The organism is Rhizobium sp. ZK1 (assembly GCF_047782645.1).
Taxonomy (GTDB): domain Bacteria; phylum Pseudomonadota; class Alphaproteobacteria; order Rhizobiales; family Rhizobiaceae; genus Rhizobium.
This window is the reverse complement of record NZ_CP180586.1, coordinates 77,097-96,965: the sequence shown is the minus strand read 5'-3', so window position 1 is coordinate 96,965 and position 19,869 is coordinate 77,097. Positions and strand designations below refer to the sequence as shown.

Genomic DNA, 19,869 nt, shown 5'->3' with positions numbered 1-19,869 from the left:
CAACTGTTCAGGCCAGCGCGATTTCCAATGTGATGTCGGCAGGCCGGCGATTTTCGAGAATGAGACGGCCGTTCGGCAGGTCGTTGCCATAGACTTTGGCGCTTGCTTCTTCCTCGGTCAGCTTGTAGCCGCGCCAACGATCCCAGAGGCGCTCTTCCAGAACCTCCATCGGCGGGGCGAGCATGATCGTGTAATCGAAGATGCCGTCGAGTTCGGCCCATTTGCCCTGCGTGAAGAGCAGATAGTTGCCCTCGATAATGATGAAGCGGTCCTGGGGATCGATCGGCCGGGCAGAGGCGATGGCGAGTTCGCGCGAACGGTCGAAGACGGGAACAAGAACTTCCTGATCGGCGGGGCGCACGGCTCTGACGATGTCGAGGAAGCCGCGCACGTCGAAGGTTTCCGGAATGCCCTTACGGGCCAGCAGTCCGCGTTCGATAAGGACCGCATTGTCCATGTGGAAGCCGTCCATGGGCAACACCGCAGCGCTCTCGCCCTTCGCCTTGAGGCCGCTGGCGACTTTGTCGGCCATGGTGGATTTGCCGGCACCCGGCGGGCCGGCGATCGCGATCAGGAAGCGCCTGGAGTTGCCGGCGCGGTTCAAGACCTCGCCGACAATGTCGTCTATTCTCGCATTCATGCAGCGACGGGCTCCGCAGGGACTGCCTTGGCGCCGGTCATGAAGGCGACGGCATCGGACATCGTGTATTCCTTGGGATTGATGACCGTCAAACGACGCCCAAGGCGATGGATATGGATGCGGTCGGCTACCTCGAAGACATGCGGCATGTTGTGCGAGATGAGCACGATCGGAATGCCGCGGGCGCGCACGTCGAGAATGAGCTCCAGCACGCGGCGGCTTTCCTTGACGCCGAGGGCGGCGGTCGGTTCATCCATGATGATGACCTTGGAGCCGAAGGCGGCCGCTCGGGCAACGGCGACGCCTTGGCGCTGGCCGCCGGAGAGCGTTTCCACCGCCTGATTGATATTCTGGATGGTCATCAGGCCGAGTTCGGAAAGCTTGTTGCGCGCCTGCTTTTCCATCGTCGGCCGGTCGAGCATGCGGAACCAGGAGCCGAGCGGACCCGGTTTGCGGATCTCGCGACCGAGGAACATGTTGTCGGCGATCGACAAAGCCGGCGAAAGGGCGAGGTTCTGATAGACGGTCTCGATGCCCGCGTCGCGCGCTTCCATCGGCGAGCGGAACTGCACCTGCCGGCCTTCCAGCGTGATCACGCCCTCGTCGGGAGTGACCGCACCTGAAATCGCCTTGATCAGCGAGGATTTGCCGGCGCCGTTATCGCCGATGACCGCCAGGATTTCACCCGGGTAGAGGTCGAAATCGGCATTGTCGAGCGCTGTCACGCGTCCATAACGCTTGACGAGGCCGCGGGCAGTGAGAATGGGTTCGACAACCATGGTTACACCGAAACCTTTCTGATCCATTGGTCGATGGCGACGGCGGCGATGATCAGCACGCCGGTCAGCAGGACTTTCCATTGCGGATCGGCACCAAGCATGTTGAGGCCCATCGACACGACACCGACGATCATGGCGCCAAAGAGCGTGCCGAGAATGGAGCCGCGGCCGCCGAACAGCGAGATGCCGCCGATCACGGTCGCGGTGATCGCCTGGAGGTTATAATCCGTGACGGCCGAGGACGGGGAGATCGAGCCGTTGCGGCCGATCGAGACCCAGGCCGCGAAAGCGGCGATAACGCCGGATATGGTGTAGACGGTCAACAATACCTTCTTCGCCTGGATGCCGGAAAGCTTGGCTGCTTCCGGATCGTCGCCGACCGCATAGACATGCCGGCCCCAGGCGGTGTGATTGAGCACATACCACAGGAGTAGGACGAGCAGGACCATGGCGACGACGCCGAGCGTTAGCACGGCACTGCCGAGCTTGAAGCTCGCGGCGAAAAGATGCAGCAGCGGCGCCTGTTCGTCGACGTCGGTGTCGCGGATCGTCTCATTGGCGGAATAGATGAAATTCGTCGCCATGACGATATTCCAGGTGCCAAGTGTCACGATGAAGGGCGGCAGTTTCATGTAGGCGACGAGAAAGCCGTTCAGCAATCCGCACAGGCCGCCGACGAGAAGGCCGACAATGACCGCGATCGGCGTCGGTATGCCGTAGGTTATGGCGACGTTGCCCATGATGACGGCCGAGATGACCATGATGACGCCAATCGAAAGATCGATGCCGGCGGTCAGGATGACCAGCGTCTGGGCTGCGCCGAGAATACCGACGATGGCGATCTGCTGCAGGATCAGCGTCAGGGTGTAGGACGAGAAGAACCGTCCGCCAATCGTTATCCCGAAGACGATGATCGCCAGCACCAGCACGATCAGCGGCACGGCGGCCGGTGTCGAGTGCAGAAAATGCTGGGCGCGCTTGATCAGCGAGACGGTCTCGTGCTCGAACGAGGCGACGTTCTTGTCGCTCTTGTCGAGGACGCGTTCAAATTCCTGTGCTCCGGTCATTGTTCCTCCTTCGCATCCGCGGCAAACCCACGCGGAAGCCGCGACCGATATACTTCCGGTCTTAATCAGCCGGTTTGTCGGGCGACGGCATATCGTCCGCCCAAAATGGCCGGGGATCAAGCCCCGGCCGTTCTGATGTCAATCAGGCAGGGCTCAGCCCCAGCACTTGTCCGTGCCTTCCTTGGTGTCGATCGACTTGACGCCGGAGACCGGCTTATCGGTGACGAGCGAGACGCCCGTATCGAAGAAGGACTTGCCTTCGGTCGGCTTCGGCTTCTCACCGCTATCAGCGAACTTCTTGATCGCCTCGATACCGAGCGACGCCATCAGCAGCGGATATTGCTGCGAGGTGGCGCCGATGACGCCTTCCTTGACCGACTTGACACCCGGGCAACCGCCGTCGACCGATACGATCAGTACGTTCTTTTCCATACCGACGGCCTTCAGCGCCTGATAGGCACCGACTGCAGCCGGTTCGTTGATCGTGTGGATGACGTTGATGCCAGGATCCTTCTGCAGGAGGTTTTCCATGGCCTTGCGGCCGCCTTCCTCGTTGCCGTTCGTCACGTCATGGCCGACGATGCGCTTGTCATCTTCATCGCCAATCTTGTTCGGGTTCTTCGGGTCGATGCCGAAGCCGATCATGAAGCCCTGGTCGCGCAGAACGTCGACCGTCGGCTGCGACGGCGTCAGGTCGAGGAAGCCGACCTTGGCGTCCTTGGCCTTATCGCCGAGCGTTTCCTTGGCCCACTGGCCGATCAGCTTGCCGGCGAGCAGGTTGTCGGTGGCGAAGGTGGCGTCGGCGGCATCGGCCGGCTCGAGCGGTGTGTCGAGCGCGATGACCAGCAGACCGGCATCACGCGCCTTCTTGACCGAAGAGACAATGCCCTTGGTGTCGGAAGCGGTGAGCAGGATGCCCTTTGCGCCGTCGGCAATGCAGCTTTCGATCGCCGCGACCTGGCTTTCGCTGTCACCGTCGATCTTGCCGGCATAGGACTTCAGCGAAACGCCGAGTTCCTTGGCCTTGGCGGTCGCACCTTCCTTCATCTTGACGAAGAAGGGGTTGGTGTCGGTCTTGGTGATCAGGCAGGCGGAAACATCTGCCGCCATCGCCGGAGCGGAAAAGGCGACACCGAGCGCGAGAGCGCCGAAAGCGAGAACTGATTTCTTCATGAACTCCTCCCAGAGATTAGCCGACCCGCCCCCAAGGCGGTGCCGGAATTCATGCACGGCGAGACTTGCGGATGTGACATGAGCCCCTCCCAAAGCCGTCCCGTGCCGTTGACAATGGCAATTAAGAGCGAAAGAAAACGGCTTGTCAATAAATAAATCCAATTGAATTATTAATTCGATGTGGCATGCTGAGGAAAATTAGGGCATAGGCCGTTGATTGGGAGGAGTGGCCAATGTCGTCCTTGGATGGTCCGGATTCCATGCCGGTCCCACCGCCAATTCTGAATCCGTCGGGAGGTGCGAACCAGATCAGGGTGCGCGCCTATAACGAACGGCTCGTGCTGTCGCTGGTGCGCCTATACGGCGCGCTGTCGAAGGCCGATATCGCACGCCGTAGCGGGCTTTCGGCCCAGACGGTCTCCGTCATCATGCGGGTATTGGAGAAGGAAGGGCTGCTTTCGCGCGGCGAGCCCATTCGCGGCCGTGTTGGCCAGCCATCCATCCCGATGCGGCTCAATCCGGATGCCGTCTATTCCTTCGGCGTGAAGATCGGCCGGCGGAGCGCCGACCTCGTGCTGATGGATTTCGTCGGCAAGATCCGGCTGCAGTTGCACAGGATCTACGCCTATCCCCTGCCCGACGAGATCCTGTCCTTCGTGACCCATGGGATCAAGGAGCTGGAAGGAAAGCTCGACGAGCGCGAACGCAGCCGCATTGCCGGTCTCGGCATCGCGGCCCCTTTCGAACTATGGAACTGGGCCGATGAGGTGGGGGCGCCCGAGGGAGCCATGGAGGTCTGGCGTGATTTCGACCTGCAATCGGAAATCGCCGCGCAGGTATCCTACCAGGTCTTCCTGCAGAACGACGCGACCAGCGCCTGCGGTGCGGAGCTCGTCTTCGGCGTTGGTCCGTCCTATCCGGACTTCGTCTATTTCTTCATCGGCTCCTTCATTGGTGGGGGGATCGTGCTGAATTCGTCGATCTTTTCCGGCCGTACCGGCACTGCCGGCGCCATCGGTCCGCTACCGGTGCGTGGCAAGAACGGCGAGACACTGCAGCTTCTCGAGATCGCTTCGATCTTCGTGCTGGAAAACATGCTGCGCGAGCGTGGCATAGATCCTTCGCCCCTCTGGTATTCGGCCGATGACTGGGTGGATTTCGGTGAGCCGATGGAGGCCTGGATACAGGATACGGCCAAGGCGCTGGCACAGGCGATCGTAGCTGCGGCCTCGATCGTCGACTTCAGCGCCGCCGTCATCGATGGCGGCTTTCCCGACTGGGTACGCCGGCGCATCGTGCAGGCGACGATCCACGAGGCCGAAAAGCTCGATCTGCAGGGCGTCGTCATGCCCGATATCGTCGAAGGCATGGTCGGCGCGCAGGCACGCGCCATCGGCGGGGCCAGCCTGCCGATCTTCGCGCGCTATCTCACCGACCAGAATGTACTTTTCAAGGAGATCGACAATGCTGAAAGGGCTTGACCCGCTGCTGAGCCCGGACCTGCTCGCGACATTGCGCGGCATGGGCCATGGCGACGAAATCGCCATCGTCGACGGCAACTATCCGGGCATCGAACATGCACGGCGGCTGATCCGGCTCGACGGGCACCATCTCATTCCGGTTCTCGATGCCGTTTTGAGCGTATTACCGATCGACGACTTCGTGGAGGAAGCGATCTTCCGCTCGACGGTGAAGAGCGAACGCGACAAGCTCGACCCCGTGCATGAGGAGATGATCGCCCGCTGCGCCAAACACGAACCGGACCGACAGGTTATTCCGCTGATCGGGCCGGATTTTTATGGCCGCGTGCGCGCAGCCCATGCAGTCATCCAGACCGGTGAGCCGCGGCTCTATGCCAACATCATCCTGCGTAAGGGTGTGATCTATCCCGCGGCCAGCGACGCACCCGCCAAGGCCGAGGTCGATCCTTTCGTCTATTGAGACGTGAGATCAGATCTCGCCGGCCGATGGTCCCCAGACATCCGTCAGGGCAAAACCGAGGGGATGCGGATCGAAGGGATCGAGTGCGACCTGCGACAGGCCGAAGGTAAAGCCGCGACCTGATATCGTCGGGATGACGGCGGGCTTGCCGGCGACTTGCGTCACCGACTGCAGGCCGACTTCGAATTCCGAGCCGATGATCGACCTCGACTTGAAGATATCGCCGACCTTGGCCTTTCCGCGTGCGTAGAGGGTCGCGAGGTTGGCCGAATTGCCGGTGCCGCAGGGTGAACGATCGGCCCGTCCCGGCCACATGGTCGTGCAGGTGCGAACCGTGCCGTCCGCTTCCAGATCACGGAACATGACATAGGCCACACCCGAGATTGCCGGGATTTCCGGATGCACGACGTGCATATTGCGGTTGATGAGATCCTTGAGGATCATGCCGGCCTGCACCAGTGCTGCGGCATTGGCCTTCTCGATTGTCAGATTGATCTGGCCGACGTCGACCAGCGCATAGAAGATGCCGCCATAGCAGATGTCGGCCTTGATCTTTCCCCAATGCGGCGTGTCGATCTCGACATCCAGTTCTTGGACGAAGGACGGCACCATGGTCAGTTTCACCTTCTCGCAGCGACCGTCCCGGCAGGTGGCCGTTGCCTTGACGAGGCCGGCTGCCGTTTCCAGCGTGACGATGGTTTCCGGCTCCTTCATTTCGACGATGCCGGATTCGAGAAGAGCGGTCGTGACGCAGATGGAATTCGAGCCGGAGCTCGCATGCGCCTGATCCGGCTGCAGGATGATGAAGGCCGCATCGGCATCGGGATGCTTTGGCGGCAGGAGCAGGTTGACCGAGCCGATCGGCGCACCGCGCGGCTCAAGGCATAGGAAGCGACGAAGTTCCTGGCCCTTCGGATCGGTGTTCAGCCAGTGAAGCTGGGCGGCAACCGTTTCGCCCGGAATCTTCGGCACGCCGCCAATCGCGACCTTGCCAATTTCACCTTCGGCATGAACATCCAGAAGCTGGATCGTGCGCTTCCATCTCATCTGCAAACTCCCATCAGACTTAACGCGTGATGCCGTCATCAACGCGGATATTCTGGTCGGCGACGGGGCCGCCGATACTCTGCTGCTAGTATCTATCGATACGGAATGGCTTGATATCGACAGGCGTTTTGGCGCCCGTCACCATATCGGCGATCAACCGCGCGGTCGTTGCCGAATAGGTCAGGCCGAGATGGCCGTGACCGGTGGCGTAGAAAACGCCTGATATTTTCGAGGAGGGCGAAATGATCGGGATCGTATCAGGCAGAGCTGGGCGGTGGCCCATCCATTCGCTTGTGTCCTCAACCTTCAGATCGGGCAGGATGCGTTGCGCATGGCGCACCAGCACACGCGGACGACGGAAATCAGGCGCTGCCGTGAGCCCGGCCAACTCGACATTGCCGCCGACGCGGATGCCGCCTGCGGTCGGCGTGACCATGAAGGCACGATGCGGCCAGATCACCGAATAACGCATGGAAATACCAGGCTGCATGATCTGCGTATGGTAGCCGCGCTCGGTTTCGAGCGGGATCGGCTCGCCGAGGGCTTCGGCGAGGAAACGGGTATGAACGCCCGCAGCGAGAATGACGTTATCGGCCTCGATTCGACCGCCGTTTTCGAGAAGGACGGCGCTTTTCCCGTCAGCCCTGCGCTCCACGCTCTTTACCTCGCCGGAAACGAAGCTGGCACCGGCGGCCTTCGCGGCATCGGCGAGCTTTACGACAAGCTTGTAGGGATCGCGGATCGACTTGTTGTCCGGCAGCAGCACCGCCTTGGCGATTTTCGGCGAAAGGGTCGGCTCGTAATACTGGATCGCACCGTTGCTCAGCACCTCGAATTCCATGCCATAGCGCCGCATCAATTCGAGGTGGCCACGGTCCGCATCGAATTCGGCCTCGGTTTCATAGATCGCCAGGCAGCCTTCCTCAGTCATCAGTTCGGGAGCGCCAACAGCGTCGAGCATGGCGCTGATATCGCCGAGAGCAATCTTGGAGAGGCTCATGCCCGCATCCTCGATCTCCCGCAGGCGCGAGGGACGGCCGGCGGCGAGGAAGCGCAGGAACCAGGGCAGGATTTTCGGCGCATAGGAAGGCCGCAGCCAGACCGGGCCTTCCGGATCGATCAGCCAGCGCGGCAGCTTCTTCCAGGTCGAGGGACCGGAGCCGGCAGCGAAGTCGAGCGCGATGCTCGCCATGTTGCCGTAGGAGGTTCCCCTGCCCGGCTCGCCCTTGTCGATCAATGTTACCTGAAAGCCGCGCCGCTGCAGCTCGAAAGCAATCGAAGCGCCGACCACACCGGCGCCGACAACGGCCACCGTCCTATTCGTTTCATTCGCCATGTCTTGTCCACCGCACGGCAGAGTCGATTGCCGTTCAAGATGTGATATATCACAACAAGGCGAATGCCTATGATTTTTTACTGCGTCTCTTCCGGCAGCCCGGCGCCGACGCTGTCACCCACGGACCCGACCGTATTGTTCATCGACTGGCCGAGACGGCGCACCTGAGCATCGTAGTTGCGGCGGGTGCGGGGATCGAAGATGGCGATCGGCGTGCTAACCGCAAGGCTGACCGCGCTGCCGGCCGTCTGGGCTGCACCGATGGCAACCGCACCGACCGCTTCGCCGAGCCCGACTTCGGAATCGGTGATAGTCTGGCCGGCAATCAACCGGTCGCCAATAAGCTTTACCACTTCGGGGCTCTCGGCAAATTTGCCATGGTTCAGGCGGTCGCCGGTCTTCAGCTTGGTCAGATCGAGCACGGTGATACCGGCCGCTTCCAACTTGCTGCGATAAGGCTCGGCGGAAGGGTCGATCTGGCCGAGGCGATCGACATTGCCAGAGATGCGTCGCGAGAGTGCGAGCGCGCGATCATCCTGGGATACGAAGATGGTGAAGTGCGGCTTGTCCTTGCCGAGGCTCTGAAATTGACGGCCGAACACGTCGACATCGAGATCAGGCGAGGCAAGGATGACATTGTTGATCTTCGAGGCAACGTGGCCGTCGCGGATCGCCATCTGGCGCAGAGCCTCGACTGTCAGCCACGTGCCCATGGAGTGAGCCATGACGGTGATGTCGCCGACGGCTGGATTGTTGGCCGTGCGCCGCAACAGCTCTTCGAGTGCATCGCGCGAATAGTTGGTGCTTTCCTTGTCGTAGTTGTAGTCGAAGATGCTGGCGCGCGATGGCCAGGTGAACACGACGGGCGCGACATCGGCATGCGAATCATGGACGATCTGCGCGAAACGATAGACCGCATCCTCGTAGCGATTGTTGAAACCATGCACGAAGATGAGCACGCGCTTGCTCTTCGGCATATGCGTCCTGAGCCAGTTCTCTCCCGCCTTCTCCCCATCCAGCGGATCGACCGCGACGGTGACGAAGTCCTTGAGGGGGTCGGCAGGCAGACGGCGAGGCCATTGCACCTGCCCTGCCTTGCGGTTGGCTTCCGGCGGAATGGAGACATCGACGGCATCGACCATCAGCCCGGTGCCGCGCTCGCCGGAGAAGAGCACGGCCGGATTTTCGTCAGCAGCCCGCGTCGTCGCCACCAGCAGGTCGACGCGCGAGGTCCCCGGCGGAACCGTGCCGGCCGCCTGCATGACGCCGATCGGCCGCCCGCAGGAAGCGAGGCCGACGCAGAGGACGAGCAGGGTTGCGAGGGCTTTGCGAGAAACGCCGCATCCGCCGATCATGACATCTCCGCAGGTTCAGGCGTCATCGCGCCAAGCCACCGACATGCGCTTGACGCGCGCTTCCAGTTAGTCCGAGCCCGTGAGCCAAGTCAATTTCACGAAGGTTCTAATGCGCATCGCGATCTTTCAGATCCGCTCGCCGCGCTTTAGGTCTTTGTTTTACGCATGTCGTTGTCGCAAAACCGCTGCACACTTTTGCGCGACATGCTTTAGGAGAGATTTGATCCGGAAAAGAAAAGAGCCCGACGCGGGAGGAGGTGCGTCGGGCTCTTGATCCTGACTGACAACTGGGAGGAGGAGTGTTGTCAGTCCGATGAAAGGAAGCGCTGGGAGGAGGAGTGCGCTGCCTTCGGGATTATTAATACCCAATTCATTTGATGGAGAATAGCGAAATTACCGCAATGCAGCAATGCATTGGACGCAATGCTTGCCTAATAGACGTCACGGGGACGCCTCATTTTGCAGCACCTTTGACCAGATGATCAAAATTAATCGGCAAATTGCGCCCGCATGAAGTCCACGTAGCCCTGATCGTCCATGCTCCGGCGCGCTTTCACGAATCCCCGCGCATCATCACCGACGAGATAACGTAGCTGGTCTTTGCCATCGGTCGCAGCTTCATAGACTACCTTGGCAACATCCGAAGAGGTCATCATCTTCGCGGCGACCATAGCTGCAAAGGCCCGCTGAGCACGCTGCAGGAATTCATTATAATCAGGCAGGCCCGAGGGATCGATGGCAAAATCGGCGCCGGCGCGCTCACGGAAACTGGTCTCCGCCACGCCGCCGTGCGGAATCACCGACTTCACGCCAATACCAAGTGCCAGAAGCTCGTAAGACAGCGCCTCGGTAAAGCCTTCGAGCGCGAATTTCGAAGCACAATAGATCGACAGGGTCGGCAGGGTAAAGAGACCGGCGCCCGAGCTGACATTGATGATCGTGCCGGCCTTGTTTGCCCGGAAATGCGGCAGGATCGCCCTGGTCACATCCATGACGCCGAAGACATTCACGTCGAACTGCTGCTGGATCTTTTCGCGCGCGGTGGCCTCGAAGATACCGTTCTGGCCGTAACCGGCATTGTTGACGAGCACGTCGATGCGTCCGAACTGTTCGATGCCGGCCTTGATGGCGGTATCGATGCTGCCGCGATCCTGAACGTCGAGCCTGACAACGAGGACATCGGCAAGTTCGGTCAGTTCGCTTTCCTTTTCCGGACTGCGCATGGTGGCGATGACATTCCAACCATTGGCATGGAAGAGCCTGCCTGCCGCCTTGCCGATGCCGGAGGACGCGCCGGTGATGAGAACTGTCTTTTTCATAATCTGCCTCACGGGTTTTGATTGATCCCGGAGGCTAGATAGTTGCGACCTATTGTCCTTATAATCCACATATTCAAGGATGAGCTCTTGCGGGATTTAGGATAATGCAGAAGACTGGGCTGATTGAACTCAATGCGATCGTTGCCGTGGCGGCGGCGCGAAACTTCCGCGCGGCCGCCGCCGAACTCGGCATGTCGACCTCCGCGCTCAGCCATGCGGTGGCGGCATTGGAGAACCGGATCGGCGTCAGGCTGTTCAACCGCACGACCCGCAGCGTTTCGCTGACCGAAGCGGGGGAGCAGTTTCTCGGCAAGATCGGCCCCGCGCTGAAAGACATTGCGGCGGCGATGGAAGCGGCGACGCAGGCGCGCGCCACGCCGGCAGGGACGCTGCGCATCAATACGTCGGAGGGCGGCGCACGGCGGATCCTGATACCGATCGTGCTTGAATATGTCAGGCGCTTTCCCGATGTGCATGTCGATATCGTCAGCGACGGACGCATGATCGATATCGTCGCCGACAGTTTCGATGTCGGCATACGCCTCATCGAAACCGTGCCGCAGGACATGATCGCCGTGCCGCTGAAGGCCGAGGAGCGTTTCTTCGTTGTCGGCGCTCCCTCCTATTTCGAAAAACATGGAAGGCCGCAGACGCCGAACGATCTTCTGCGCCATGCCTGCCTGCGGTTGAGGTTGCCGAGCGGTACGGTCTATCGCTGGGAGTTCGAGCGGCACGGCGAGGAAATCCGGCTCGATGTGAAGGGGCCGATGACGCTGCAGAGCATGGATCTGATGCTGGAAGCGGCGGTCGGCGGCGCTGGGCTTGCCTATATGACCCACCAGAATGTGGAGGCCGATGTTGCGGCTGGCCGGCTGACCACAGTGCTCGAAGACTGGACGCCGCCCTTTCCCGGCCTTTGCCTCTACTATTCCGGCCACCGGCATGTGCCGGCGACATTGCGCGCCTTCCTGGATGTCGCACGCGAAATGACACGAGCGCGAAAGAAGAACGGCCGAGGCTGAAACCGCGGCCGTGTTGTGTGCTGTCTTATGACGATCAGGCAGCCTTGAAGAGCTTCTTGCCTTCGGCGTCGAGGGCGGTGAACTCCTCGTCCGACAGCGTGATATCAACGGCTGCGACGTTTTCTTCGAGATGCTTGACCTTCGACGTGCCGGGGATCGGCAGCATGACCGGGCTGCGCTTCAGCACCCAGTCCAGCGCGATCTGGCTCGGGGCAGCATTGTGCTTTCTGGCGATCGTATCGAGCAGCGAGCCGGGCTTGGCGAGATCGCCGGCAGCCAGCGGATACCAGGGGATGAAGCCGATATTGTGCTTGGCGCAATAGTCGAGCACATCTTCGCTGGTGCGGTCGACAAGGTTGTAACGGTTCTGGACGGTCGCGACCTTGAAGACCTTGGAGGCTGCTTCGATATCGGCCACCGAGACTTCGCTGAGGCCCGCATGGCGGATCAGGCCGGAATCGAGGAGCGACTTGATGGTGTCGAACTGTTCCTTGGCCGGAACCTTCGGGTCTATGCGGTGAAGCTGCCAGAGATCGATCTGCTCGACGCCGAGATTGCGCAGGCTCTTGTGCACCTGCTGGATCAGATATTCCGGACGACCGAGCGGAAGCCAGATATTCGGTCCGTGGCGCGTGAGACCGCCCTTGGTGGCGACGACGAGGCCTTTCTTATAAGGGTGAAGCGCTTCCTTGATCAGCCATTCGGAAACGTCAGGACCGTAAGAATCGGCCGTATCGATGAAGTTGATGCCGAGTTCCGGCAGCCGCTTCAGAGTGCGGATCGATTCATCGTGATCGGCTGGATTGCCCCAGATACCGTCGCCGGTGACGCGCATGGCGCCGAAGCCGAGACGGTTGACCTCCATATCGCCGCCGATCTTGAAGGTACCCGATTTCGCTGCATTGTAATCGCTCATCGTCTTTTCCTCTCTTGGTCAATAAAATCACTCAAAATCAGTGGAACTGGAAACCTGCTCCCAGGCGTCGAATTCGGTCTTGAGAGACCCAAGCTTCTCGCGAACGAGGCTGATCGCATCACGCCCGAGCAAGAGATGGGCCGGCGGATTGTCGGATGCAATGAGCTTCAGCATTACTGAAGCAGCCTTTTTCGGGTCGCCCGGCTGGTTGCCGTTGCGTTCGAGGCGGCGCTGGCGCAGGGGCTCGAAGACCTCGTCATAATCGGCGATCGAACGCTCTGCACGCACCATCGAGCGGCCAGCCCAGTCGGTGCGGAAGCCGCCGGGTTCGACGGCGGTCACGTGGATGCCGAAGCTCTTGACCTCCTTGCCGAGGCTTTCGGAAATACCCTCGAGGGCGAACTTGCTGCCGTGATAGAAAGCGATGCCCGGCATGGTGATGATCCCGCCCATCGAGGTTATATTGAGGATATGGCCACTGCGGCGCTTGCGCATATAGGGCAGCACTGCCTGCATGACAGCCACCGGCCCGAAAACATTGACCTCGAACTGGCGGCGCAGCTCGTCCATCGTCGATTCCTCGACAAGACCTTCGTGGCCGTAGCCGGCATTGTTGACGAGAACGTCGATCGGACCGATCTCCCTTTCGATCTCGGCGACAACAGGCGCAATCGCGGCAGTATCGGTGACGTCGAGAAGCTTACCGAAGGCAGAATCGGGCTTCAGCGCCTCGAACTCCTTGAGAGCTTCTTCATTGCGAAGGGTGCCGACCACCTTGTGACCTTCAGCGAGAGCGGTTTCCGCAAGGGCGCGGCCGAAGCCGGTCGAAACGCCTGTTACGAAAAGGATTTTGGACTTCGATGTCATGGCCTTCACTCCGTGGGCTGTTTGATGGAGGCGAAGGTAGGCTCATCCGATAATTTCGATAACCTCATTAAATGACGATAGCCTTTTTAGAGAAACTTATTAATCTAGGACTTGAAAACGGAGATCCGAATGCGCCAGGATATGCTTGACGGCATGGTGACTTTTGTCGTCGTCGCCGAGGAAAAGAGCTTTTCGGCCGCTGCCGTTCGGCTTGGTGTGTCGCCGTCCGCCATCAGCCAGACGATCAGCAAGCTGGAGAGCCGTCTGCGGCAACCTCTCTTCAACCGGACCACGCGCAGCGTGAGTTTGACGGAAGCTGGCAACCGCTATCTGGAACGGATACTTCCCGCTTTGGGTGAGCTTGCTGCCGCCAGCAAGGATCTTGACGCAGATGTCGGCCGGCCGGCCGGTCTTCTGCGGCTCAATGTGCTGCGCGCCGGCTATATGATCGCCATCCAGCCGCTGCTTCGCGATTTCCTGGAGGCCTATCCCGACATTCAGGTCGAGGTGAAGATGGAAGCCTCGATGAGCGACATCGTTGCCGAAGGCTTCGATGCCGGCATCCGCTTCGGCGAGACGGTGGCCAAGGACATGGTGGCCATTCCGATCGGCCCGCCGATCCGTGCCCATGTGATCGCCTCGCCGGAATATCTCGGCCGACGCGGCATGCCGAAACATCCGCGCGACCTGCTGCAGCATGATTGCATCGGCTTCCGCTTCGTCACCAGCGGCCAGGTCGAGCGCTGGGAATTCGAGAAGGATGGCGAGCGCATCGATATTACGCTCCATTCGCGGCTGATCCTCAACGATTCCGCAGCATTGACGCAGGCAGCGCTCGATGGGATCGGCATTTCCTACATGATCAACGGCTACATCGAGCGTTTTCTCGAAGACGGCAGGCTGGTACGGATCCTTGCCGACTGGAGCCCGCCGCTGTCGGGCCTGACGCTCTATTATCCGGACCGCCGGCGGGTGCCTGCAAAGCTGCGCGCGCTCATCGATTTCCTGAGAAAGCATCGATCCGAAGCGCCGCCGGCAACGGAAAGCGCGATTATCTAGAGCATTTCCGTTTATCTCCGAATCACGGAAATGCTCTATCTCTTTGTTTTCACGCAATTCCGGACGCAAAACCGCTACGCACTTTTGCTGGAATTGCTCTAGCGTATGGAATTGCCTTGGAGGCTGGTTTTCGTCTCTTCGCCGAATTCGGCCAGCATCTTCCAGAGTTCGCCAAAGATCTCGCGTGCGAAGGCTTCCATTGAAGAGCCTTCCATCGAAACATCCGGCGCGCGCGCCTGCCAGACCTCACTGCCGACGCGCAGCGCGCCGATGACGATTGTCGAAAGCAAACGCATGCGCGTCCGCGCCTGCGGATCGCCGCCCTTGCGGGCAATCAGCGCCTCGGTCAACTTCTGCTCCAGCTTGGCATATTTAAGCTGATCGCGGGCCTTGAGGGTCGGCGTGCGATGGATGAGTTCGCCAAGCGCCATGGCGCGCTCGTCAGCCGAAGCGGTCACAGTGACGATCAGGGCTTCCTCGACTGCCTTGACGGAGGAATCACTGGCTGGACGCTCGGCAATCGCCGCCATCAGGCGGTCGGCGAAGGAATCCTGCCAGGCGAAGACGACCTCTTCCTTTGACGGGAAATAATCAAAGAAGCTGCGCTTCGAAACATCGGCAGCTTCAGTGATCTCCTCAATGGTGGTGGCGTCGAACCCGCGCTCCAGAAAGAGGCTCATCGCTGCCTGCTCGATGCGCTCGCGAGTCTCGCGCCGCTTGCGCTCGCGCCTGCCCTCGGCCTTCTCAGTCATTTCCATCAGGTGTCATTCAGTCATCCGCTTCGGAGAAAGCGGCGATCTCCATATCCACTCCGCTGGCACGATATTTGAAACGCTCACGGGAGAGCTCAAGTGGCTTGCGGCGCGAAATCCGGTAGACGGACGCTGGCGGCAGGTTGCGGACCGTGCCGCCGATGCGCGTCGCTTTCAGGCCCAGACGGTCGAGGATCGGGCGCGGCACGGGACAGCGCGGCCCGTAGGTAAACTGATAGAAAGCGCCGCCGGCCCGCATATAGACAAAAGCCCCTGCAAGGATCGAGGCGATCTTGCGCGGCGACATGGACAGCAGTGGCAGACCGCTGACGACAGCGCCGACGGGTTCGCCGTCGAAAATATCAGCCTGCGCCAGATGGGCTGCGTCCATCTGCAGGATACGCGCATCGGGGAAACGCTTCTGGAGCGATCCTATGAATTCCGGACCATATTCGATGAGCGTCAGATCGGATTCGCTGATGCCGCGCGCAAGCAGCGCGCGAGTGAAGACGCCGGTGCCTGGCCCGAGCTCGATAATCGGGCCGTCCAGCGCAGCGATCTCGCTTGTCATGATCCGGGCGAGCGAGTCGCCGGAGGGCGCAATCGCGGCAACCCTCAACGGGTTGTTCAACCAGGACCGGAAAAAATGCAGGAAATCGGAGTAAGCGCTCTTTGCGATCATGATTATCCCACCTGACTGAAACGTGATTGACGGTTGATGCGACGATCTCCCGCAGCATGGCAATTCCAAGGCAGGCCCGTCAATCGATCGTTTCTTCGCAGGTCTTCCTCGTCAACATTTTGTGTATTTTTGTATCTGTTGCATTTTTGCATTTAATGCAATGTATCGCATAGACCCGCAAGCGGAGCGAACCGTCAACTCCACAATGGGAGCTTCCATGACTGGCTGGGCGGGAGGGACATGCTGGACCAAATGGGCGGGCCTTTCCCTCGACAGCGTGACCGAAGCACACTTGGAACGAAAAAGGCAGCCGTGGAGGCTGCCCTCTTTCGCGGGTGGGGACCCCGGTCCCCTTTCCCTCGCCTTATGCTATCGAACTGCGTTTAGTAGTTGCAGCCCGAGCTGCTTGTCGGATTGAAGCGGAGGCCGCAGGCCATGTTGAGCGGCTTCTTCGGGCTGTACTGGTAGGGCATGGAGCTACTGGATGCACCGTTGACCGAACCGGTCGTGCGGGGCTCCTGGCGAGTGTTTGTGTTCTTCTGCTGCTTGACGATCTGATGCTGCGGCTGTTGAGCCGGGGCTGCGTTGGCAGATGCGAAGGCAGAAACGCTGACGATTGCGCCAAAGGCTGCGGCCACGAGGCCATTCTTCACTACGTTGATCACATCTTGTCTCCTTGGGAGGAAGCGTTTGGAATTTACGCCAAGGAGCTAGGAGCCGGATTTGTCATATTCTACTGCGCTGCAATAACGATCACGAATACGTGAGATTCGATTGCGCGCAAGAAAAAGGCGGTTTTAGCCGCCTTTTTCTTTGCCGGCTTAATAACCGTTATCACACGGCATGCTGCCGGGACCGATCGAACCATTAAACGTGGGGTTGCACATTGTTTTGGGTTCGGGACGGTTCATGGGCTTGGCGACAATTGAGCCCGTGGTGCCGGCTTCGACGCCGAACGCAGCAAGCGGATACCAGTAGCCATCTGAGTGACGGCGGGTACCGGGACGTTCCGTGCGGGAGCCGCGATAGCCATGCCAATAACCGGCATGTCTTTTATATTGCACCATTTCCATGTTCGAAGAGACCGAAATGTTGGTCCGCTGAACGGGAGCCGCCAGCGCAGGAACGGTAGACGAGAGGGCGAGAAGAGCGCTGAGCGCAACGGCGGATGGGGCTAGATTGGGCATTTTCATGATAAACCCTCCTTCGTGGATTTACGCATGAAAAACGCGCTCTACGCGCGTGAAGTTCCGCTATCACACGCAGCTTCCTACACTCGTGATTGCAGGCGATCCGGCGTGACTCGAAGTCACAAAAAAACAAAACTACGATCTTGCAAAGCCGCGCAAGCAGGCGCTGCGACAATTCATCGGCTATGTGAATTCACTGTTCTCAGTTGGCATACAGAGGACGGTAGCCCTGGCTTGCGACGCAGGAGAGGTATTGCCGATGGGCGGCGCCACTTGCGTTGGTTTCCCGCTCCACGGCATCACGGTGGCCGGTCATCTGCGCACGCAGGTCGTACTGCTTATTCGCCTCGTCATACATTGCATTGGCATCAGACATACAGAGGCTGTGAGTGACACCAGGCGGATTGACGGGTGACGCGACCGGCACGAGCACCGGCGCATTGGCACGATCAATACAGCCTGCCAGAGCAGCCATCATCGCGACGAGACCAACGACACCAACAATTCTCGTCATCATCCAACCCTCCGGCTTCTCGCCCGACACAATCCATCGCTTCCGCAGATAGACGCCGAAGGTTGCGCGAAACTAGGCATGGAGGTGCGGAGCCATGGTATCGTGGCGCTCAGCAAAACTTGAGGCTGGCTCAATATGCGCCCGGCCGCGGCATCATCTGCACAGGAGCTTCAAAATGACAGATATTCAGGAAGAAGAACCTTCGACCGCAGTCTCCTCGCATCCCGAGGAAATCAAGTCGGTCTTCGATCTTCGCTTGGGGAAGAACATGACCTTGCACGCCGGTTTCAGAATAACGCCGGCGGGCGTGATCAGCACCGGAATCGCAGTCGCCGCCATGGCGCTTGCGCTGGGTTATCTCGCATCGTCCAGCCGCGGCGCAGACGTTAGGAGACAACGAGAGTTGCCAAGTAACAAGTCGCATTCAAAAGCAATTGGAAGAAATGGCGCACCCGAAGAGATTCGAACTCCTGACCCCCAGATTCGTAGTCTGGTGCTCTATCCAGCTGAGCTACGGGTGCGTCTGCAGTGGCGGCCGTGCCGCTTGCGTGGGCGGTTCTCTAAAGGGTCTTTTCGGGCAATGCAATAGCAATTCGAAAAAAATCGCGACTTTGGTTCGGCAAAGCTCACTTGCGGAAATTGCATCACTTTTCGGCATGCGACCGGCTGCGGTAATCGTCCAGCGAAACCGGCCGATCCGGAATTTCGATGCGGAACTGGGTGCCGACCGAGGGCTTTTCCACAAGGGCGATGGTGCCGCCATGCGCCAGCACCAGTTCCCGGGCGATGGTGAGGCCAAGACCCGTGCCGCCGGAACGGGCCGAGCCGCGGAAGGCCGCAAAGAGGTTCTGCCGTGCCTTCAGCGGCATGCCGGGGCCTGTATCGTCCACCGTGATGCTGACGACGCTGCCGACGCGCTGGGCGGCGACCGTGATGCGTCTGACGATCCCGGCCCTCTCCTCGCCCGGCGAGGTCAGCGCCTGCAGGGCGTTGCGGCAGAGATTGTGGATGATGCGGAACAACTGCTCGCTGTCGGCATCCACTTCCAGATCCGGCCCCATCTGCTCGATGAACTCGACGCCGCTTTGTGGCTCGATGGCGAGGATGTCTTTGACCTCCTGCACAAGCTCGTAAAGGTGGATGCGTCGACGGCGCGGCGCCGATTCGGTTGCTTTGCCATAAGAGAGGACTTCGGTCGTATAGCCGACGGCGCGATCGATGGTGCGCAGCAGCTTCGGCGCGAAACTTTTCACCATGGGATCGTCGACATCGACAAGGCGGTCCGACATGAGCTGCGCGGATGCCAGGATGTTGCGCATGTCGTGATTGATCTTCGAGACCGCGAGACCGAGGGCGGCGAGATTTTTCTGCTGCTTCAGCGTTTTCTGCAGTTCGAGCTGCATCGAGGTCAGGTTACGCCCCGCAACGGCCAACTCGTCGCGACCGCCATCGCCGACATAGACATGCTGCGGATTTTCGGGATCGGACGCAAATTGCTGCATGCTGCCCGTCAGCCTGCGGATCGGGCGAATGAGAATGCGGTTGATGGCAAAGAAAATCAGTGTCGCGGTAAAAAGCGAAATCAGGATCGACAGAAGCAGCACGTTGCGGGCATAGCCGAACATGGCCTTGCGCAGCGGCCTGTCTTTCATGACGACCTCAACGCCGGTATCGGTCTCGCCGACCGCGCCATAGACGCGGATCATCCGGTTGCCGCCGAAGATCATCGTGTCCAGCGCGTCGCGCATCGCGGTTAGCGGTGGGATGTCCGTAAGGTCGTAGGATTCATCGACCGAGGTCGGCATCTCGCTCATGGCAAGTAGCCGGGAGGTGCCGTCTTTTCGCAGCACGATCGCTTTTGTACCTGTCGCTTCCAGCGTCTCCTTCTGTAACGCGCGCGGCAGCTCCACCGGCTGTAGCCCATCGATGACGATTGCGGCCGCAGCAGCCGTATTCAGCCGATCCTCGAGCCAGCGAATGCGCATGCTGGCAATCGAAGGAAAGAAGATCAGGATTTCCGCCAGCATGATGAAGAAGACGGTGAGCCAGAGCAGCTTGCCCGAAAGGCCGCCGAACTTGCCGGCACGCGGATACGAGCCCTTGGCAGCCTCACCGACCGCGATATTTTCCGTTTGGGACGTCTCGCCCTGGTCCTGAACCGGCATCTCGTCTTGTCCGTGCGGCGAAAGGCCGCCATCAGAATGAGCTCT

The 19,869-nt window shown here is 60.1% G+C and carries 20 protein-coding genes and 1 tRNA gene; 4 read left to right on the top strand and 17 right to left on the bottom strand.

From position 1 onward, the window contains the following. Window positions 1-7: 7 nt before the first annotated feature. The 4 genes from ACK9YZ_RS00495 to ACK9YZ_RS00480 form a co-directional block, all read right to left on the bottom strand. The gene (locus ACK9YZ_RS00495; RefSeq protein WP_216756886.1) at window positions 8-640 is read right to left on the bottom strand and encodes a nucleoside triphosphate hydrolase; all 633 of its coding nucleotides are present in this window, start codon (window positions 638-640) and stop codon (window positions 8-10) included. After that, window positions 637-1,419, bottom strand: a complete 783-nt coding sequence (locus ACK9YZ_RS00490) for an ATP-binding cassette domain-containing protein (protein WP_216756885.1) — start codon at window positions 1,417-1,419, stop codon at window positions 637-639. The genes ACK9YZ_RS00495 and ACK9YZ_RS00490 overlap by 4 nt, the downstream gene beginning before the upstream one ends. Window positions 1,420-1,421: 2 nt before the next feature. Beyond that, window positions 1,422-2,486, bottom strand: a complete 1,065-nt coding sequence (locus ACK9YZ_RS00485; RefSeq protein WP_216756884.1) for an ABC transporter permease — start codon at window positions 2,484-2,486, stop codon at window positions 1,422-1,424. A gap of 153 nt (window positions 2,487-2,639) precedes the next feature. Beyond that, window positions 2,640-3,659 (bottom strand): sugar ABC transporter substrate-binding protein, encoded by a 1,020-nt coding sequence (locus tag ACK9YZ_RS00480; RefSeq protein WP_037071865.1) that lies wholly within the window; start codon window positions 3,657-3,659, stop codon window positions 2,640-2,642. A gap of 233 nt (window positions 3,660-3,892) precedes the next feature. Here ACK9YZ_RS00480 and ACK9YZ_RS00475 point away from each other — a divergent pair, with 233 nt between their 5' ends. Continuing rightward, the gene (locus ACK9YZ_RS00475; RefSeq protein WP_416065300.1) at window positions 3,893-5,140 is read left to right on the top strand and encodes an ROK family transcriptional regulator; all 1,248 of its coding nucleotides are present in this window, start codon (window positions 3,893-3,895) and stop codon (window positions 5,138-5,140) included. Beyond that, window positions 5,124-5,600 carry an RbsD/FucU family protein gene (locus ACK9YZ_RS00470; RefSeq protein WP_416065299.1) on the top strand — a complete coding sequence of 159 codons (477 nt, stop codon included), beginning with the start codon at window positions 5,124-5,126 and terminating at the stop codon, window positions 5,598-5,600. The genes ACK9YZ_RS00475 and ACK9YZ_RS00470 overlap by 17 nt, the downstream gene beginning before the upstream one ends. A gap of 9 nt (window positions 5,601-5,609) precedes the next feature. Here the strand turns inward: ACK9YZ_RS00470 and ACK9YZ_RS00465 are convergent, their stop codons facing one another. The 4 genes from ACK9YZ_RS00465 to ACK9YZ_RS00450 all read right to left on the bottom strand — a co-directional run bounded on the left by ACK9YZ_RS00465 (window position 5,610) and on the right by ACK9YZ_RS00450 (window position 10,657). Then, on the bottom strand, window positions 5,610-6,647 hold the full coding sequence (locus ACK9YZ_RS00465) for a 4-hydroxyproline epimerase (RefSeq protein ID WP_416065298.1): 1,038 nt from the start codon (window positions 6,645-6,647) through the stop codon (window positions 5,610-5,612). Between the two features lie 85 nt (window positions 6,648-6,732). Further along, window positions 6,733-7,983 carry an NAD(P)/FAD-dependent oxidoreductase gene (locus ACK9YZ_RS00460; protein WP_416065297.1) on the bottom strand — a complete coding sequence of 417 codons (1,251 nt, stop codon included), beginning with the start codon at window positions 7,981-7,983 and terminating at the stop codon, window positions 6,733-6,735. A gap of 77 nt (window positions 7,984-8,060) precedes the next feature. Further along, window positions 8,061-9,338, bottom strand: a complete 1,278-nt coding sequence (locus tag ACK9YZ_RS00455) for an alpha/beta hydrolase (protein ID WP_216756879.1) — start codon at window positions 9,336-9,338, stop codon at window positions 8,061-8,063. A gap of 488 nt (window positions 9,339-9,826) precedes the next feature. Next, window positions 9,827-10,657, bottom strand: coding sequence for an SDR family oxidoreductase (locus ACK9YZ_RS00450; RefSeq protein ID WP_416065296.1), 831 nt, complete (start codon window positions 10,655-10,657; stop codon window positions 9,827-9,829). Between the two features lie 104 nt (window positions 10,658-10,761). Here ACK9YZ_RS00450 and ACK9YZ_RS00445 point away from each other — a divergent pair, with 104 nt between their 5' ends. Next, window positions 10,762-11,679, top strand: coding sequence for a LysR family transcriptional regulator (locus ACK9YZ_RS00445; RefSeq protein WP_416065295.1), 918 nt, complete (start codon window positions 10,762-10,764; stop codon window positions 11,677-11,679). A 34-nt stretch (window positions 11,680-11,713) separates the two neighbouring features. On the opposite strand, the gene ACK9YZ_RS00440 is transcribed toward ACK9YZ_RS00445, so the two are convergent. Continuing rightward, window positions 11,714-12,595, bottom strand: a complete 882-nt coding sequence (locus ACK9YZ_RS00440; protein ID WP_416065294.1) for an aldo/keto reductase — start codon at window positions 12,593-12,595, stop codon at window positions 11,714-11,716. 27 nt (window positions 12,596-12,622) lie between these two features. Next, the gene (locus tag ACK9YZ_RS00435) at window positions 12,623-13,462 is read right to left on the bottom strand and encodes an oxidoreductase (RefSeq protein ID WP_416065293.1); all 840 of its coding nucleotides are present in this window, start codon (window positions 13,460-13,462) and stop codon (window positions 12,623-12,625) included. 129 nt (window positions 13,463-13,591) lie between these two features. On the opposite strand from ACK9YZ_RS00435, the gene ACK9YZ_RS00430 reads away from it, so the two are divergent. Further along, window positions 13,592-14,521: a LysR family transcriptional regulator gene (locus ACK9YZ_RS00430; protein WP_416065292.1), complete on the top strand. Its 930-nt coding sequence runs from the start codon at window positions 13,592-13,594 to the stop codon at window positions 14,519-14,521. 98 nt (window positions 14,522-14,619) lie between these two features. Here ACK9YZ_RS00430 and ACK9YZ_RS00425 read toward each other — a convergent pair whose 3' ends face one another. The 7 genes from ACK9YZ_RS00425 to ACK9YZ_RS00395 form a co-directional block, all read right to left on the bottom strand. Beyond that, a complete protein-coding gene (locus ACK9YZ_RS00425) occupies window positions 14,620-15,279 on the bottom strand; it encodes a TetR family transcriptional regulator (protein WP_416065291.1) in 660 nt (219 codons plus the stop codon). Between the two features lie 10 nt (window positions 15,280-15,289). After that, complete coding sequence (locus tag ACK9YZ_RS00420) at window positions 15,290-15,955, bottom strand: class I SAM-dependent methyltransferase (protein ID WP_416065290.1); 666 nt, start codon at window positions 15,953-15,955, stop codon at window positions 15,290-15,292. Between the two features lie 383 nt (window positions 15,956-16,338). After that, complete coding sequence (locus ACK9YZ_RS00415) at window positions 16,339-16,620, bottom strand: hypothetical protein (RefSeq protein ID WP_416065289.1); 282 nt, start codon at window positions 16,618-16,620, stop codon at window positions 16,339-16,341. A gap of 156 nt (window positions 16,621-16,776) precedes the next feature. Beyond that, on the bottom strand, window positions 16,777-17,148 hold the full coding sequence (locus ACK9YZ_RS00410) for a cell surface protein (RefSeq protein WP_416065288.1): 372 nt from the start codon (window positions 17,146-17,148) through the stop codon (window positions 16,777-16,779). A 199-nt stretch (window positions 17,149-17,347) separates the two neighbouring features. Continuing rightward, on the bottom strand, window positions 17,348-17,662 hold the full coding sequence (locus tag ACK9YZ_RS00405) for a hypothetical protein (RefSeq protein WP_416065287.1): 315 nt from the start codon (window positions 17,660-17,662) through the stop codon (window positions 17,348-17,350). 441 nt (window positions 17,663-18,103) lie between these two features. Continuing rightward, window positions 18,104-18,180: transfer RNA gene (locus ACK9YZ_RS00400), tRNA-Arg, on the bottom strand. Between the two features lie 123 nt (window positions 18,181-18,303). Beyond that, window positions 18,304-19,824 (bottom strand): ATP-binding protein, encoded by a 1,521-nt coding sequence (locus ACK9YZ_RS00395; protein ID WP_416065286.1) that lies wholly within the window; start codon window positions 19,822-19,824, stop codon window positions 18,304-18,306. Between the last annotated feature and the right edge of the window lie 45 nt (window positions 19,825-19,869).

What these genes read in the sequence shown, in the direction of transcription:
- ACK9YZ_RS00495 (WP_216756886.1), bottom strand. Translation starts at nt 640, where the DNA reads ATGAATGCGAGAATAGACGACATTGTCGGCGAGGTCTTGAACCGCGCC.
- ACK9YZ_RS00490 (WP_216756885.1), bottom strand. Translation starts at nt 1,419, where the DNA reads ATGGTTGTCGAACCCATTCTCACTGCCCGCGGCCTCGTCAAGCGTTAT.
- ACK9YZ_RS00485 (WP_216756884.1), bottom strand. Translation starts at nt 2,486, where the DNA reads ATGACCGGAGCACAGGAATTTGAACGCGTCCTCGACAAGAGCGACAAG.
- ACK9YZ_RS00480 (WP_037071865.1), bottom strand. Translation starts at nt 3,659, where the DNA reads ATGAAGAAATCAGTTCTCGCTTTCGGCGCTCTCGCGCTCGGTGTCGCC.
- ACK9YZ_RS00475 (WP_416065300.1), top strand. Translation starts at nt 3,893, where the DNA reads ATGTCGTCCTTGGATGGTCCGGATTCCATGCCGGTCCCACCGCCAATT.
- ACK9YZ_RS00470 (WP_416065299.1), top strand. Translation starts at nt 5,124, where the DNA reads ATGCTGAAAGGGCTTGACCCGCTGCTGAGCCCGGACCTGCTCGCGACA.
- ACK9YZ_RS00465 (WP_416065298.1), bottom strand. Translation starts at nt 6,647, where the DNA reads ATGAGATGGAAGCGCACGATCCAGCTTCTGGATGTTCATGCCGAAGGT.
- ACK9YZ_RS00460 (WP_416065297.1), bottom strand. Translation starts at nt 7,983, where the DNA reads ATGGCGAATGAAACGAATAGGACGGTGGCCGTTGTCGGCGCCGGTGTG.
- ACK9YZ_RS00455 (WP_216756879.1), bottom strand. Translation starts at nt 9,338, where the DNA reads ATGATCGGCGGATGCGGCGTTTCTCGCAAAGCCCTCGCAACCCTGCTC.
- ACK9YZ_RS00450 (WP_416065296.1), bottom strand. Translation starts at nt 10,657, where the DNA reads ATGAAAAAGACAGTTCTCATCACCGGCGCGTCCTCCGGCATCGGCAAG.
- ACK9YZ_RS00445 (WP_416065295.1), top strand. Translation starts at nt 10,762, where the DNA reads ATGCAGAAGACTGGGCTGATTGAACTCAATGCGATCGTTGCCGTGGCG.
- ACK9YZ_RS00440 (WP_416065294.1), bottom strand. Translation starts at nt 12,595, where the DNA reads ATGAGCGATTACAATGCAGCGAAATCGGGTACCTTCAAGATCGGCGGC.
- ACK9YZ_RS00435 (WP_416065293.1), bottom strand. Translation starts at nt 13,462, where the DNA reads ATGACATCGAAGTCCAAAATCCTTTTCGTAACAGGCGTTTCGACCGGC.
- ACK9YZ_RS00430 (WP_416065292.1), top strand. Translation starts at nt 13,592, where the DNA reads ATGCGCCAGGATATGCTTGACGGCATGGTGACTTTTGTCGTCGTCGCC.
- ACK9YZ_RS00425 (WP_416065291.1), bottom strand. Translation starts at nt 15,279, where the DNA reads ATGGAAATGACTGAGAAGGCCGAGGGCAGGCGCGAGCGCAAGCGGCGC.
- ACK9YZ_RS00420 (WP_416065290.1), bottom strand. Translation starts at nt 15,955, where the DNA reads ATGATCGCAAAGAGCGCTTACTCCGATTTCCTGCATTTTTTCCGGTCC.
- ACK9YZ_RS00410 (WP_416065288.1), bottom strand. Translation starts at nt 17,148, where the DNA reads ATGAAAATGCCCAATCTAGCCCCATCCGCCGTTGCGCTCAGCGCTCTT.
- ACK9YZ_RS00405 (WP_416065287.1), bottom strand. Translation starts at nt 17,662, where the DNA reads ATGATGACGAGAATTGTTGGTGTCGTTGGTCTCGTCGCGATGATGGCT.
- ACK9YZ_RS00395 (WP_416065286.1), bottom strand. Translation starts at nt 19,824, where the DNA reads ATGCCGGTTCAGGACCAGGGCGAGACGTCCCAAACGGAAAATATCGCG.